At 39.1% G+C, this 15,595-nt stretch carries 14 protein-coding genes and 1 other RNA gene; 3 read left to right on the top strand and 12 right to left on the bottom strand.

The features are described from left to right. Positions 1-26: 26 nt before the first annotated feature. Both efp and ACQY4U_RS21235 read right to left on the bottom strand, forming a co-directional pair. Positions 27-587, bottom strand: a complete 561-nt coding sequence (gene efp, locus ACQY4U_RS21240; RefSeq protein WP_428331469.1) for an elongation factor P — start codon at positions 585-587, stop codon at positions 27-29. Between the two features lie 109 nt (positions 588-696). Continuing rightward, a complete protein-coding gene (locus ACQY4U_RS21235) occupies positions 697-2,190 on the bottom strand; it encodes a TonB-dependent receptor (protein ID WP_428331468.1) in 1,494 nt (497 codons plus the stop codon). Between the two features lie 218 nt (positions 2,191-2,408). Here ACQY4U_RS21235 and ACQY4U_RS21230 point away from each other — a divergent pair, with 218 nt between their 5' ends. Beyond that, the gene (locus ACQY4U_RS21230) at positions 2,409-3,164 is read left to right on the top strand and encodes a ThuA domain-containing protein (protein ID WP_428331467.1); all 756 of its coding nucleotides are present in this window, start codon (positions 2,409-2,411) and stop codon (positions 3,162-3,164) included. Between the two features lie 23 nt (positions 3,165-3,187). On the opposite strand, the gene ACQY4U_RS21225 is transcribed toward ACQY4U_RS21230, so the two are convergent. Then, positions 3,188-4,477 (bottom strand): zinc dependent phospholipase C family protein, encoded by a 1,290-nt coding sequence (locus ACQY4U_RS21225; protein WP_428331466.1) that lies wholly within the window; start codon positions 4,475-4,477, stop codon positions 3,188-3,190. Positions 4,478-4,697: 220 nt separating this feature from the next. After that, positions 4,698-5,792 (bottom strand): DUF6515 family protein, encoded by a 1,095-nt coding sequence (locus ACQY4U_RS21220; protein WP_428331465.1) that lies wholly within the window; start codon positions 5,790-5,792, stop codon positions 4,698-4,700. Between the two features lie 225 nt (positions 5,793-6,017). Between ACQY4U_RS21220 and ACQY4U_RS21215 the strand changes: the two genes are divergently transcribed. Then, the gene (locus tag ACQY4U_RS21215; RefSeq protein WP_428331464.1) at positions 6,018-6,491 is read left to right on the top strand and encodes a hypothetical protein; all 474 of its coding nucleotides are present in this window, start codon (positions 6,018-6,020) and stop codon (positions 6,489-6,491) included. 59 nt (positions 6,492-6,550) lie between these two features. Here ACQY4U_RS21215 and ACQY4U_RS21210 read toward each other — a convergent pair whose 3' ends face one another. The 7 genes from ACQY4U_RS21210 to ACQY4U_RS21180 all read right to left on the bottom strand — a co-directional run bounded on the left by ACQY4U_RS21210 (position 6,551) and on the right by ACQY4U_RS21180 (position 11,809). Continuing rightward, positions 6,551-7,714, bottom strand: coding sequence for an acyltransferase family protein (locus ACQY4U_RS21210; protein WP_428331463.1), 1,164 nt, complete (start codon positions 7,712-7,714; stop codon positions 6,551-6,553). 75 nt (positions 7,715-7,789) lie between these two features. Then, positions 7,790-9,166: a sigma-54-dependent transcriptional regulator gene (locus ACQY4U_RS21205; protein ID WP_428331462.1), complete on the bottom strand. Its 1,377-nt coding sequence runs from the start codon at positions 9,164-9,166 to the stop codon at positions 7,790-7,792. 210 nt (positions 9,167-9,376) lie between these two features. After that, an RNA gene (rnpB, locus tag ACQY4U_RS21200) (RNase P RNA component class A) lies at positions 9,377-9,766 on the bottom strand. A gap of 78 nt (positions 9,767-9,844) precedes the next feature. Then, positions 9,845-10,258 (bottom strand): c-type cytochrome, encoded by a 414-nt coding sequence (locus ACQY4U_RS21195; RefSeq protein WP_428331461.1) that lies wholly within the window; start codon positions 10,256-10,258, stop codon positions 9,845-9,847. Beyond that, positions 10,255-10,902, bottom strand: a complete 648-nt coding sequence (locus ACQY4U_RS21190) for an SCO family protein (RefSeq protein ID WP_428331460.1) — start codon at positions 10,900-10,902, stop codon at positions 10,255-10,257. The genes ACQY4U_RS21195 and ACQY4U_RS21190 overlap by 4 nt, the downstream gene beginning before the upstream one ends. After that, on the bottom strand, positions 10,899-11,309 hold the full coding sequence (locus tag ACQY4U_RS21185) for a hypothetical protein (protein WP_428331459.1): 411 nt from the start codon (positions 11,307-11,309) through the stop codon (positions 10,899-10,901). Before ACQY4U_RS21185 ends, ACQY4U_RS21190 begins: the two co-directional genes overlap by 4 nt. 47 nt (positions 11,310-11,356) lie before the next feature. After that, entirely contained in the window at positions 11,357-11,809 is a 453-nt protein-coding gene (locus ACQY4U_RS21180) for a DinB family protein (protein WP_428331458.1), read from the bottom strand. Positions 11,810-12,085: 276 nt separating this feature from the next. On the opposite strand from ACQY4U_RS21180, the gene ACQY4U_RS21175 reads away from it, so the two are divergent. Continuing rightward, on the top strand, positions 12,086-13,441 hold the full coding sequence (locus tag ACQY4U_RS21175; RefSeq protein ID WP_428331457.1) for a GH1 family beta-glucosidase: 1,356 nt from the start codon (positions 12,086-12,088) through the stop codon (positions 13,439-13,441). Here ACQY4U_RS21175 and ACQY4U_RS21170 read toward each other — a convergent pair whose 3' ends face one another. Next, positions 13,442-15,550 (bottom strand): ATP-binding protein, encoded by a 2,109-nt coding sequence (locus ACQY4U_RS21170; RefSeq protein WP_428331456.1) that lies wholly within the window; start codon positions 15,548-15,550, stop codon positions 13,442-13,444. Positions 15,551-15,595: the final 45 nt, after the last annotated feature.

Here is a 15,595-nt window from a genome sequence, read left to right as displayed (position 1 = left end):
AGAACCGCCTGAATAATTATCTAAAATTATTTCACACGTTCAACGTACTCTCCTGTACGGGTATCTACTTTTACTTTATCTCCCTGGTTTACAAATAAGGGAACTTTTATTTCAACACCATTTTCTGTTGTTGCATATTTTAATGCACCTGATGAGGTATCACCTTTAACAGCTGGTTCGGCATAGGTTACTTCTAATTCAACAAAATTGGGTGCCTGCGCCATAATAGGCTCTTCGCTTTCAAATGATACGATTACGTTCATCCCTTCTTTCAGAAACTTTGCAGACGGGCCAAACAATGATTTTGGAATATTGAACTGATCATAGCTGGTGTTATCCATTATCACCAGGTAATCACCTTCTTCGTATAAATACTGGTAATCATTGGTTTCTACACGGCAAATTTCAACCTGTTCGTCAGTTGCTAAACGAGCCTCAACAATTTTTCCGGTTTTAATATTGCGGAATTTGTCTAAATAAAATGCGCCGCCTTTACCTGGTGTGCGGTGTAAAACTTCGGTAACTGTTACCAGTTCGCCGTTAAATCGTAAAATATTTCCTACTTTAATTTCAGATGCCTTTGCCATGAAAATGTACTTGTAAATTTTGATTCCAAATATAGACGCTTTTTTTGTGTCCTCACGCAATTTTTGCTTTTTTGAAGAATCTTTAATTTACCCTTAATTTTATTTGCGATTAAACGGTGCTTGGTGTTGCGTCTTCGCCGTTAGTTGCTGTGGCTACGTCTTCCTTTGCAGGTTCAATTGCGCAGTGATAGCCAAACAGGCAACGGTCTTTTATCATGGTAGCCACCTCCGGCGGAACAAACTGTTCCCAGCCATCAGCGCCTTGTTTTATAAGCTGTAGTACTATATCAGTTTGTACGTGCAGGTTACTCTCTTTATAATGCCTTATATCCTCTATTTTATTATTGGCTATCAGGTAGCGGTATAGGTCAATAAGGTGTGGAGGAGGATAAAAACGTAAACAGTTCCAGATCACGCCATCGCGCAGTGTTGGATAAATAAATAGTTTTACCTTACGGCTAAACAGTGTAGCAAAGGATTCTAAAATACCACCCGGCAGATCTTTATAATGCTCTTCCGAAAAAATATACTCTAAGTTAGGGAAACCTAAAACCACACCCATTTTTAGTTTGGTGATTTTTGACAGATAGGCCACCAATTTATAATACTCATGAAAATTGGATATCAAAACCGTTTGCCCCAGCGAGCAAAGAATATCTACCCGGTCTAAAAAGTCCTTCTCATCAATTTCAGCAGTTTCGTCGGCATTTCTTTCTTTTAATGATTGCAGCGTAAGCTCAGTGATCACCATCACGTTGGTTTCATCAACATCGGGCTCCTGCATAAATTGCTTAACACCGGTATTCAGCATATCCAAATGCACGTTGATAATTGGGCGGAAACGGCCACGGATCACAACAATATGTTTCTTATATAAAACTTCCGAAGGCTGCATGTTCTTGCCATCAGGCCCAAATACTGCTGCGTCCGAAAAACCATATTTTACCAAATGCAGACTCATCAGCCTGTTATCAACCTTAGTAAAATTAGGGCCCTCAAATCGGATCATATCTATCTGAATACGGTCTTTCGATAAATTGTCGAGCAATGAGAGTAAAAATACAGGTGGATTCTCGTGGTAATAAAAACAGGCATACATCAGGTTTACACCCAATATACCTACAGCCTGTTGCTGTAAATTTGTATCGTTATCCAATAGTTTTACATGCAGCACCACATCATTAAATGCGCCGTTAGGCTCCAATTGAAAACGCACACCCATCCAGCCATGTCCTTCGTTTGTTTTATGGTAATTTAGTGCGGATACAGAGTCGGAGAAAGCAAAGAAAGTTGTTGTATCGCCACGTTGTACCGCCAAACGTTCAATCAACAGGTCGTATTCATGGTCTAACATGGATATAAGCCTGGGCTCGCTTACATACCTGCGAACTTGCTGCACACCGTATATGGCATCAGAGAAGATCATGTCATAAGCCGACATGGTTTTAGCAATGGTACCTGATGAAGCTCCTGCTTTAAAAAAATTAGCTGCTACATCCTGCCCAGCACCAATTTCAGCAAATGAGCCATATATTTTAGGGTCGAGATTTATGGCAAGCGCTTTTTGTTTTGTTCCAATATCTGTATTATGAATGATGTTCATACACTTAGTTATTTATTGTTTACTGTTGCCAGTAGCATTACCTGATAAGATGTCTTAAAAGTACGACTTTTTAGAGTACAGGATGAATTAGATGTGAAAAAGGCAAAAAATATGGTTTGTTATTGATAAAAGTATTAGCAGCAAAGAAATGACTTTATTTAGATCAGCCTTTAATTAACAATATCTTTATACTTTTACCAGTACGGTATCCACTGAATATGAAAAGAATAACATCACTTATTATATGCCTTTTTAGTTTTTACGCGGCATTGGCACAAACCCACCCAAGGTTTAAAGTAATTGCCCTTTACGAAAATGGAGGCCATCATATAGCATACTCCAAGGCTGCAATAGTATGGTTGGATAAACTTGCCGCTGATAGCAATTTTACCATTGATTATATTCAAAATACAGATAAGATCGACTCTTCATTTCTGTCTAATTACCAGTTATTTATTCAGCTTGATTACGCACCTTACGCATGGACAAAAACGGCAGAAAAAGCCTTTGAAAGCTATATTGAACAGGGGAGAGGCGGCTGGATAGGGTTTCATCATGCTACTTTATTAGGCGAGTTTGACGGCTACCCAATGTGGCAGTGGTTTAGCCAGTTTATGGGTAATGCCCGCTATAAAGATTACATAGCGACATTTGTAAAAGCTAAAGTAAATGTTGAAGACCGCTCGCACCCGGTAATGAAAGGTGTATTGCCCTCATTTATTGTGCAAAAAGAGGAGTTTTATACTTACCAGAAAAGCCCGCGCGATGAGGTGCATGTGCTGGCATCAGTTGATGAAAAAACCTATCAGCCAAATTCTTCTATTAAAATGGGAGATCACCCGGTGGTATGGACAAACCTGCACTACAAGGCACGCAACATTTATATATTTATGGGACACTCGCCCATACTTTTTCAAAGTAAAGATTATACAACACTATTCAACAATGCCATCTTTTGGGCTGCAGGAAAATAATTTTTATTAGCAGGTAAGTTTTATTATTTAGTACCCGATGGTTTCACCGCAGGTTCATTAAGCTTATAATTAATGCCTTTTGCTGTTTTTAAACTATCAATTGTGATTGGCTGTGCCATTTTAACCTGCTGCAGGGCGGTGTATGTCTTTTTCCATTCCTTAGGATCATTTTTTGCCATGGTTACAGTATCAGCTTTACTATAAAAGTTTAAAATATTTTGTTTTAGCGGCAAAGTAAGGTCATTGAATTTAGATTCCTGGAGCCTGTTCATCAGGTCGTAATAAGTTTTATCAGCTAATTTATATTCGCCAATTGCGGTAGGATGCCCGGTATCATAATCAACATCCGGTAATTCAATATTTTCATGCTGCAGGCTGGCAAGCACGGTATGGTAATGTACTAAAACGGTATCAAAGCTCCGGATAAAAAGTTTTTCACCTTCTGGCCCGGGGTCTTTAAACTTCAATGCTTTTAGCGGACCTATTTTTGGAAGAATCCTTACAAAAAATGCTAAAATCTCTGCTTTCAATCCAGGTTTTCTGTATGATGCACCAAACTCTTTATTATAATCCTTTCGCTTCATGTGGTAATGAAACTTGTGGCTGTTTACACTTGGATCCTGTTTTTTAATGTCATTTTTTCTAAGTACCCATGCGGTGCGGGTTATAGTTGGCAAAAGGCTTTTAACAGCCCATCTGTAAGAACCTATAGCAAGATCAAGATCGCCAAAAACCGTGTTAATATCCTCGCCATAAGTTTTTAAAAATGCCCTTTCCAAAACAGGTTTGGCTACTTCAAAACCAATAAAATCATGATAAGCCTGGGTTGCATAATTGCCCCTTGCAGTTTCCAATACATCAAAGGAGATCTCAACGCGGCTATGCGAGGTATGGTCATCTTCGTAAGTAGCAACATGCCCGAATTTTTTTTCAATCTCAGGATAAACAATGGGTACAACCACATTGGTAGCTATTGAATGCCCGTATTTATCAGCCATGTAATGGCATAGGGCACCTACGGCAAAAGCATATTCGTTCAGGTTTTGTGCTTCAGAAAGAAGGTTTTCTACAAAATCTCCACTGCGTACATAATGCGCAAGGTTAGTAAAATAAACGCTGCCGAATGGAAAGTAACCCATGTCAGCTATGAGGCAGCCCCCGTAAGCATAAGCATGTGCTTTTTTAAGCTCATCATCTGTTGCATCAGGATATTTTTGTTTAAGCAGGGGCAGGATGTGTTTTTGCCAGCTGGCATCAATAAGTGCCTCGTGGGTAAGAACAGAATAAGCTTTAGTTGATAATGGAACTATCAAAGCAAAAAAAACGGTGACAATTAGGCACTTAAATTGAATAGGCAACTTCATGTAATTCAGGTGGAGCTATATTGAAAGGATTAATATTAAAAATGGTTTTAAATAACATTAAATTATTGTGAAAAATACGTAAAGCTAATTAAGGTTGAAATAAATTACTTCAAATAAAAAGGGTGAAAGTTTAACTTTCACCCCATGTAATATTTTATCTTCTTAATTTTTAGTTAGAAGGTTGATCTTGCGGAGTACTTACAACCTTATAAACTTTTTTACCACTGGTATCAACGGTGTCCTGGTAATATACATCATCCTGTGATACATATAAGGTTTGTCCGTTAATATGTATAGTACGTGTTCCCTGTGGAAGTTCATCATATATATCGCCAACCATTGGGGCCTGGGCCTGGTTATTATCACCGTTGCCAACCTGGCCTCCCTGAGCACCTGTTCCTGTATTTAACTGCCCGTCTTTACCTGCAATTACATAAGTGGTAGTACCATCGTCTTTAGTAACTAACTGGTAATAAACTCCATTCTGTTCGTAATACGATTCGCCATTTATAGTTATTGGCTTGGCATGAGCCGGAAGTGTTGTTATTTCGGCACCCAGTGGTGGTTCAACTACAGTGTATTGATTGTTATCGTATTGATAATAATAACCATCGCTATAGTAGAATTGTGCACCACCCCAATAAAATGGATAATATCCGTATGGTAAAATACCTAAGCTAAAACCAAGGTGCGGGTAGTATAAGCTGGCATAAAAGCCACCACTATAAAAATAACCGCCATGATAACCCCAGTAACCACGACCACCCCAATAACGAGGGCCATAATAACCATGAGTGTATCCGTGACCAAGGTTATATCCGCGGCCATAATAACCACCACGGGCATATCCTCTGCCGCCCGCATAACCACGGCCTGCCGCATAGCCACCTCTGTAACCGCCTCCAACACCAACACGGCCATTGTAGCCACGGTTACCACCTATAGCCGGACGACCGCCTGAATAACCACCTCTTATAGTAGTTGAGCTACGTTGTGGAGATGAGAAATGCTGGCCACCATATGAACGTGAAGATGATGATACCGCAGAACGGCCGGAAAAACCACCGCTTGGGCGACCACCAGAAAAACCACCGCCTGAACGGCCACCGGAAAAGCCACTTGAATGACCACCACCGCCACCACCAGAACGACCGCCTCCTCCGCCACCACCACCTCTGTGTTGAGCGTTAGCAGGAAAAGCTAAAAACAAACATAATAGTCCGCTTAAGCTTGTGAATAATAAGTATTTAAATGCCTTTTTCATGTTGATTGTAATTAAACAGTTTTTCGCTGCTGTTTCTTATATAGACGTATAAAAGTATAAACGGTTTAACGCACCCTTAATAATTAATTTAACCTTGCTTATTAATGACAAATGTTGTGCCGCAAAAGGAAATTTGCCAAGGCTTTCTTATTAATAAACGGTAATTTATATATTAGCAGTGTTTGCGCGCTATGATATAAAGCAAACTATATCCATTAAAATAACATGATAAAAGATACTAATTCATTAAACCAGGTAGCAGAATTTCATACCACATTTAAACATCCTATAGTTAAAGACCCGGCTATACCGTCGAAAGAAAGAAGTGCATTAAGGATCTCACTTTTGGCTGAAGAACTAAAAGAATTACAAGAAGCTGTTGATAATGATGATATTGTTGAAATTGCCGATGCCCTGTGCGATCTGCAATATGTACTATCAGGCGCTATACTGGAATTTGGTATGGCCGAAAAGTTTAAGGAGTTATTTGACGAAGTACACCGCTCAAATATGAGCAAAGCCTGTAAAACTGTTGAAGAGGCAGAAAAAACGATTGCGCATTACAAGCAAACGACCGGTACCGATTCATACCATAAAGAAATTGACGGTTTATTTTTAGTTTACCGCACCGCAGATAATAAAACACTTAAATCAATTAATTATTCGCCTGCTGATATTAATACCATACTGGTTAAATAATTCAATCAAGATAATATTTTATAGAAAAGGGGATCAAGTAATTGATCCCCTTTTTGTTTTTATACCCGCAAAAACGTTTTCTTTTGGTACAGGTAATAAAGGAATACCCATTTTATCAATACAAAAGTTATAGCCATAATAACAGCATTGTAAGGATCACCGGCTAATTGACCTATCCAACCAAAAAAGCTATTATTGGTATAGTTCCATTTTATAAAATGGCCTGAGATATAAATCAGGATAGAATTCATCCCAATGACCTTAAAAAAGAAGGCCCATTTTTTATAACCCATTACATCTATCACATAATAAAACAACGACATTAGTAACAGGCTTAAACCACCTACATGCAGTACAAACGAACTTGACCAAAGGTTTTTATTGATAGGGAAATCAAGGTTCCATATTTGTGCTAATATTAGTAAGACGATACCTGCTACAGCCAGTCTTACAGCTTTTGCGTTTTGCGACAGCGTTTTCTTTTTTAAGGTAAGGCCTGCTAAGATCCCTAATATCCCGGTGCTGATAGCCGGGATAGTTGAAAACAATCCTTCCGGATCATGCATGCTGATCTTTGTGTTAGGGAAGGGAACATATAGTTTACCCGGCAATATGGTACGGTCAACGTAAGATGCGAAATTACCTTGCGGTGTTAAATCGCCATGTGCAAAGCCAGGTGCCGATGTGAATTTTAAAAGCAGGTAGTATCCCACAATAAAAAAGCAGAACCAAAATATCAGCGCCCATTCCTTAGCATACAAATAAATGATATTGGCCAACATATAGGCTATACCAATTCGACCCAATACGCTGGGGAAACGTATATCTGCAAATGGCTGAATTTTAAGGCCATTGTTTACTACTAAGCCTAAAACAATAAGGATAATGGTTCGTTTAATAACCCTTAAAAGTAATTGCTCGCGGCTTTTTCCTTTTTCCAGTTCGCGGCCTACCGAAAACGGGGTTGATACTCCCGCCATAAACAAAAATAGCGGGAAGATGAGATCATATACATGAAAGCCGTTCCAGTCGGGGTGGGTAAATTGCTGTGCAAGCGTATTCCAGAAAGGCGATTTACTGGCATGCGCCATGCTGTAAAGTATTTCATCTGCCCCCATTATCCAAAACATATCAAACCCGCGAAGGGCATCTAATGAGTACAGACGGGTAGGAGCAGAATCAAAATCATCTGCCGGTTGTTGCTTTTTTGCTGATAAAACCATTCCTGTTTATTATTGGTTATGTGTACAGGAAAGGTAATTAATAAAATAGATTCTGCAAAAAAGGAGAGTGTATAATTACTCTCCTCTCTTTAATCCGAATTTTTCTATCTTACTGTATAGGTGGCTGCGTTGAATATCAATATCATCGGCAGTTTTTGAAACATTCCAGTTGTTTTTTTCAAGCTTGAATTTGATGTATTCGCGTTCAGCAAAATCTTTATACTCCTGGAAGTTTGTAAACTGATCAAAATCTGTTTGTGGAGCCGGTGCGCCTGCGGTTACAACAGCTGGAGAAGATGGATTAGCAAAGGCCCGTACATCGCCATCAGTTATAGTTTTATCACTCAGGATGATCAAACGCTCAACCATGTTTCTTAACTCACGGATGTTACCCGTCCATGGTAAAGCCTTTAAGGCTTCGAGTGCCGCATCCGAGATCTTTTTTACAGGCATGCCGTAATCATTACAGATCTCATCCAAAAAGCTTTGGGTTATCAGCCCTATATCATCCTTACGGTCGGTAAGCGGGGGTACGTGGATTAAAATAACACTTAAGCGGTGGTAAAGGTCCATACGGAAATTACCGGCTTCAATCTCTTTCAACAAATCCTTATTGGTTGCCGCCACTACACGTACGTCAACTTCAATTTCTTTTTCGCCCCCTACGCGGGTAATTTTATTTTCTTGCAGGGCGCGTAGAACCTTGGCCTGGGTTGAGGGGCTCATATCGCCAATCTCATCCAAAAATAAGGTACCTCCGTTGGCTGATTCAAATTTACCTATACGCTGTTTGATGGCTGAGGTAAATGAACCTTTTTCGTGCCCGAACAATTCGCTTTCAATAAGCTCTGATGGTATTGCCGCGCAGTTAACCTCAATTAAAGGCGCATTTGAGCGGTTTGATTTTTCGTGCAACCAGCGTGCAACTAACTCTTTACCACTACCGTTGGCACCGGTAACCAATACCCTTGCATCTGTAGGAGCAACACGGTCAATAGTTTCTTTGATCTTTAAGATAGCCTGCGATTCGCCTAATATAGGGCGCACTTTTGAAACACGGCGTTTTAATACCTTAGCTTCTGTAACCAGGCTTCCCCTGTCTAGTGCGTTACGTACAGTGATTAGTAAACGGTTAAGATCCGGTGGTTTTGATATAAAGTCAAATGCACCCTTTTTACTTGCTTCCACAGCTGTTTCAACTGTACCATGACCAGAGATCATGATGAAAGGCAGATCAGGCCTGATGTTTAGGCCTTCGGTTAATACCTCCATGCCATCCATCCGGTTCATTTTAATATCGCACAGAACCAGGTCGTAATCGTTCTTTCTTATTAATTCTAAACCATCAATTCCATTATCAATATCCTCAACAACGTAGTCTTCGTATTCTAATATTTCGCGTAAAGTATTACGTATTGCGCGTTCATCGTCAATTATTAAAATTTTAGCCATTATTTTTATTTTATTTCACACGGTAGTTATGATGTTGCTAATATATAGAATTGTATAGAAAAACAAACACATTTTTTATCTACTTACCGACGACTTGTAAATAGTAAAAGTGTTATAAATGTTTTAAGCAAATAGGTTTTTTATTGAAAAAGATGCCAGATTATTAAACAATCAAAAAATAACCCCTTCCGTTTAACCGAAAGGGGTATATCAGCAGCAAATCTGTAAGCCGGGTTCTGTTCCATGCTGTTTTATCAGCATGGTTTCTATCATTAATCTGGCCTTGCCATCGCTGGCAAGTTCAATCAACCTACCCATCCTGACGATCACGAATAAACGTAATACGGAAACGAGCAGCTTCGCTTTCAGGACCTATTTGGTTTTTCAACTCCTGAGGTTTACCGCAATCCCGGTTACCCGGAAAAGCCGTGAGCTCTTACCTCACATTTTCACCCTTACCCCAATAAATTGCGGCGGTATATTTTCTGTGGCACTTGCTGTCGCCGGCTGCCGGCGCCTTCCCGTTAGGAAGCAGGATGCTCTGTGTTGCCCGGACTTTCCTCTCCCGAACAAGCCGGAAGCGATAGAACGCTTTGCGTGGTAAAGATAGCCTTTTAGTCGGGAAACTGCGTAATTGAGTTCAATCCTTAACATAACCAGGCTTTCGCAGGTACTTTATTACTTGCATTTAGCCAGGTTTTCATTAACCTGTGTTAAGGTAATGATGCCCATTTTATTGCCGAATGAATTGGTTACGTAGGTTAATACCTTGGCAATATCAATAGGAGCAAGGTCATTAGCAGGCATTTCGCCTTCAAAGGCCCTGTTAAGGATCGTTATCTTGCCCTTAAGGCCATAGTTAACAGAACAAGCTAATGTAGTTTTATTGTTTTTTAGATAGGCAGTATCAGTTAATGGTGGAATAAGCCCCTGCAATCCTTCGCCTTTTACCCCGTGGCAATTTTGACAATGGCTTTGATAAATAGTGCTGCCGTTACTGTAATAACGGGCAAACTCCACCTGATCTTCACTTTGACAGGAAACGATGAATATTATAATAACCCCAATAATGCCAATAATCTTTAATTTCATTTAACGGCCTCTGTTTGCAAGGTTTTAATATCCTCAACCAATTGGGCAACCTGTTGCGGGCTTGTACCATCATACGATCCGCGGATTCGCTTTTGCTTATCGATCAATACAAAATATCCCTGGTGAACATATCCACCCGGTACGGTACTGTCCTGGTTAACGGCTACTAAATAGCTTTTTTCAGCAAGTTTGTAAGTGTCATCCTTTTTACCTTGTAATAGCCACCACATATTGCCTTCAATACCAAGCTTATCCGCATATTTTTTCAATACCTTAACACTATCGTATTTAGGATCGATACTGAACGACAGGATCTTAACATCGTTATTAGCTTTAAATGTATTATATACGGTTAGCATATTGCGCTGCATAACCGGGCAAATAGAAGGGCAGCTGGTAAAAAAGAAATCAGCTACATATATTTTACCATCAGTATTTTTACTGCTTATGCTATCGCCATACTGGTTAATGTATTTAAAAGCGGGAATAGTTTGATAAACGGTATCGGTTACCGTTTGCCCGTTAACAGTTTTTGTAACTGCCTGGCGTGTGCCGTAAATGGGTAATGTTTTAGTTTCGCTACTGTTAAACTTGCAGGCACTGTATAAAAAAATAATTGCAATTGCACCAATCAGTTTCTTCATTTCATTTTCATTTTGATGAGGTATTTATTTGAGCGCTCAACAACAGTTGTGATCTGCGAGTCAATAGCCATTATTTGTTTTTTTTGATCATAAAAATAGGCGATCGTTTCATCATCAGATTTTGATGAATGATCCGGATCAAACTTGTGCATCCAGTTGCTCATGGCGCTGTCGGCAAGGTTCACTTTAGTTAAATAAGCATAAACAGAATCCTTAATATCAGCTGTAGAATTGTGTTTTACCATGCTATCCAACAGCATTTTATTTTTCATTAGGTCTTCATCGGCACCCATAACTTTATCGTGCACTTTTATAACTTCATCTAAAATTGCTTTTTGCTGTGCTTTTTTATCTGTACAACCGGATAATACAAAGCCGGTTATTGCTATTAATAATAGTCTTTTCATTTATATATAAATAGATAGCAAATATTGCAATAATGGCTGGTAACGGCTTATCTTAAATAAAAAATATAATCAGTATTTGGTAAATCTTCAAAGCCGTTAAGTTTTAACTGTTGCCCGGCCTGCGCACGGTGGTGAGTACCATGATTAATAACATGCGTTAATATATCGCTCAGCTTGTTTTCAAAATTATCACCCTTCATGTTTTTATAGCTGATTACCTTATAAAAATCAGCAGGTTGAAGGCCATCTAAATAAGTGCTCCAGTTTTGATGATTTTGATCTGCGAGGTCTGTTAATACGCTAACGGGCAAGTCAGGCCATAAAACAGTACCGGTTGGCGGTTGGCTTTTACACCTGCTGAGCCAAATTTGTTGTGCTGCTAATAAATGCCCCATTAATCGTAAAGCTTTAATGGGTTCACCGGCTTTTATTATGGTGTCAATTATTCTTTTATTGGCGTAATGGTCAAAATTTATCAGTTTAGTAAAGTGGGCTTTCATAAAGCAAAATTAAAAACAATAAAATAATCAGCATAGCTCATAAAGTGCTTGTTAACAATTATATAATATTATACGTAGGATGAGGTTATAATAGAACTATACCTTAGATATAAATAAAAACGCTTAGTTATGAAATTCATTTTAAATCTTCCAAAGCTAATAGCAAGTTTTCGTGAGTGGATGATCCTTAAAAGTATGAGATCGTCGTTTATTCATTAAGATCATTTTTATTATATAATTGTAATGTACATTTGGGCTTTACAATAGCTCATTTTGATGGATTCTACTGTTCTGGACACTCATATTAACAAACAACTTTTCGGCAAGGATTTTATCTGGGGCGTTTCTGTGGCTGCCCTACAGATAGAAGGTGCCTGTGCCGATGACGGCAAGGGTGAATCCGTATGGGATGTGTTTTCGGCTAAAAAAGGAAAGATCCTTAATGGTGATAAGCCTACCATAGCCTGCGATTTTTACAATCAATACGAGGCTGATATTGACCTGATCAGTCAGCTTAATATTCCCAACTTCAGGTTCTCTATATCATGGACACGGATTTTTCCCGACGGTACCGGTACGGTTAACCAGGCCGGTATTGCGTATTATAACCGGGTAATTGACTATTGCCTTGTTAAGGGTGTGGAGCCTTGGGTAACTATTTATCATTGGGATTTGCCCCAAGCGCTTGAGCTAAGGGGCGGATGGGTAAACAGGGAGGTAGTAGAATGGTTTAAAGGCTTTACCCGGGTTTGTGCCGAAGCTTTTGGTGATAGGGTTAAGAACTGGATGGTGATGAACGAGCCCGCTGTATTTACCGGCGCAGGCTATTTTTTGGGGATCCATGCACCGGGCAGAACCGGGCTAAAGAATTTTTTACCCGCCATACACCACGCAGTGCTCAGCATTGTTGCGGGTGCAAAATTATTAAGGGAAATTTTGCCTGATGCACAGATAGGTACCACGTTTTCATGTTCCTATATTGAGCCCTACAGCGATAAGCCAAAAGATATTAAAGCTGCTGTACGGGTTGATGCGTTGGTGAACCGGCTATTTATTGAACCTATTTTAGGACTTGGCTACCCGGTTGAGGACGTGCCGGTATTGAAAGGGCTTGAAAAATATTATCAGCCCGGCGATGATGAAAACCTGAAATTTGATTTTGATTTTATCGGGATTCAGAATTATACCCGCGAAATTGTGAAGTACTCGTTTTTTACTCCTTATATAAGCGCAAGCCTTGTAAAAGCCGAAAACAGGGGTGTGCCATTAACTGATATGAAATGGGAGGTTTATCCCGAATCTATTTATCAGATGATCAAGAAGTTCAGCAGCTATCCTCAAATAAAAAATTTATATATCACCGAAAACGGCGCTGCGTTTCCGGATAATGTAGCCGATGGGCAGGTTAATGATCACAAAAGGGTGGCCTACCTGCAAACTTACCTGCAACAGGTACTAAAAGCTAAAAACGAGGGCTATAATGTTAATGGTTATTTTGTTTGGACGTTAACCGATAATTTTGAGTGGGCAGAAGGTTATCATCCGCGTTTTGGGCTGATACACGTTGATTTTGAAACACAAAAGCGTACCATCAAATCGTCGGGGTATTGGTATGCCGATTTTTTGAAATAGCTATCTGTCCATCAGTAACTTAGGCAGCCTTACATAAAAAGTTGTACCGTTGGCGTTCTCGTTATTCTCAAACCATATTTTACCGTTATGGTTTTCAATGATCTGTTTGCTTATGGAGAGGCCTAAGCCAAATGATTTTTCGCCCGCAGTGCCGGGGCGTTTGGCTTCAGTAAATGTATTGAAAACTTTGTTCCTGATATTCTCGGGGATACCTATCCCATTATCTTTAACAGATATCTGAACATCTTTTTCAAAATCAGTAATAGCCACAAAAATAACGGCACCTGCCGGGCTGAATTTGATAGCATTGCTGATGAGGTTACTGATAACGCGCCATATTTTTTCGCGGCTTATCAAAAGCTCTTTAGGCGCGCTAAGTAACTCCAATTTAATTTCCTGTCGTTTTTCTGCCGCCTTAAAACGTAATAACTCAACGCTCTTAGCCAACAATGAGTTAATTTCGATGAGTTCTTTGTTAGATTGGCTGATGCCCGTATTGGTAATCTCTAATATCTCGTTAATCAGCTCCAGTGAGTTATTGGATGTTTCCCTGATCAGGTTTATCATCTCCTTTTGCTCATCATTATAATCATCATCGGCCATGGCCAGTGTTAATGAAGCAATCCCGCCAATGGGGTTCCTTAAATCATGGGCAACCGTTCTGAGGATGCGGTCTTTTTCATGGCTGCTTAATTTTAATTCGTTTAAAGCTTTCTCAAGGCTGGCATTTTGATTATTTATTTGATGGTTAAGGCCACCCAATATCTTGATGTTTTTCCTTGACCTTTGCCAGGTAAAAAAGATCAGAAAAATAATTATCAGCAGCATTACTCCAAAAATTGCTGCAACCCGCAGGTAAAGGTCCTGCACCTGGTTATCTTTTTTTAGGTTAACAACTTCATGATCTTTTTCTAACTGCCTTATCTGCTGTGTTATATCGGCATCTTTAAGGGCCTTGTTTTTAAGATCGACGGAATCTTTTAATGCATCGTATTTGATATAAAAATCAAGGGCTGTTTCGGGTTTGTTCTTTTTAATTAAGTAGCTGGCCATCATGAAATTCCAATCGGCTTCGGCAGCCTGGTTCTTTACCGTATCCAGCTGTTTTTTTACCACATTGAGCAAATTATAAAGCGAGTCAAGTTCATAGGTTTGGAAATAAATATGCGCAAGCTTCATTTCAGATAGTTGCGCATCCAGGTTATCATTCCCTTTTCTCAGGTTTATTTCACTGCTTTTTTTAAGCAGCCGCTTGGCTATTGAAAAATTGTTTTGCTTTATATACAGGTCTGCTTTATTGCCATAAACCACACCCCGGGCTACATCAATCAGATCCTGCCGCACCTTAAATCTAAAAGCGTTGGTATTAATATATGCAAGCGCTTTATCATAAAACATCATAGCGCTATCTGCTTCATTTATTTTGCTATAGCTTAAACCTGTATTATTTAAAAGCTCCTGCCTGCGGTAAAATGAACGAAAGGTAAAATCACATGATTCTGTTTCTTTTGAACTATTTTGAAAATTTGAAGCAGCAAGGCGGTAATGTTCCTGTTTATAGGTTATCATACCCATTCTGTAGCTGTAATCACTTATGGTGCAATCATTAAGGCTTTTGCTGGCCATCAGCATTCCCTGGTAATAGTAATGATAGGCTTCGTTGTATTTTTTCTCTTCAAAAAGTATATCCCCCTTATAAAAAAAAGCTGAACTATACTTGGACATATATTTTAGTTTTTTTTCAGGAGTGTTAAACAGGTTCAACATGCTATCGGCATAAGCCATAGACTCATTATTGTCTTTTACCGCATGGAAATAGTAGTTGCAGTTGAAATTGAAATATTCAAACTTTTGCAAAAGGTCAAGGTTGGTGTATTTTGCAGTTTCAGACGACAGATAATTAACTGCTGTTAATAATTTACCGCTGTCATAAATATGCTCGGCCGAGTCAATTACTTTCTGATAACTTTTGCTTGTGGAATTATTACTTGAAAACTGATTGCAGGATATAAATAGGATACCTGAAAATATAAGCAATACCAAACATACAGATACCGTTTTAGCCACGGTAAAATATTTGATTGTGCCGATTTTTTTTAGGTAAAGCATTTGTTAATCAGGGTTTACAAATTTGCTTAATAATAAATTTAATAT

It is taken from the genome of Mucilaginibacter sp. (assembly GCF_965277465.1).
Lineage (GTDB): Bacteria > Bacteroidota > Bacteroidia > Sphingobacteriales > Sphingobacteriaceae > Mucilaginibacter.
This window is presented reverse-complemented; position numbering and strand designations above follow the sequence as displayed.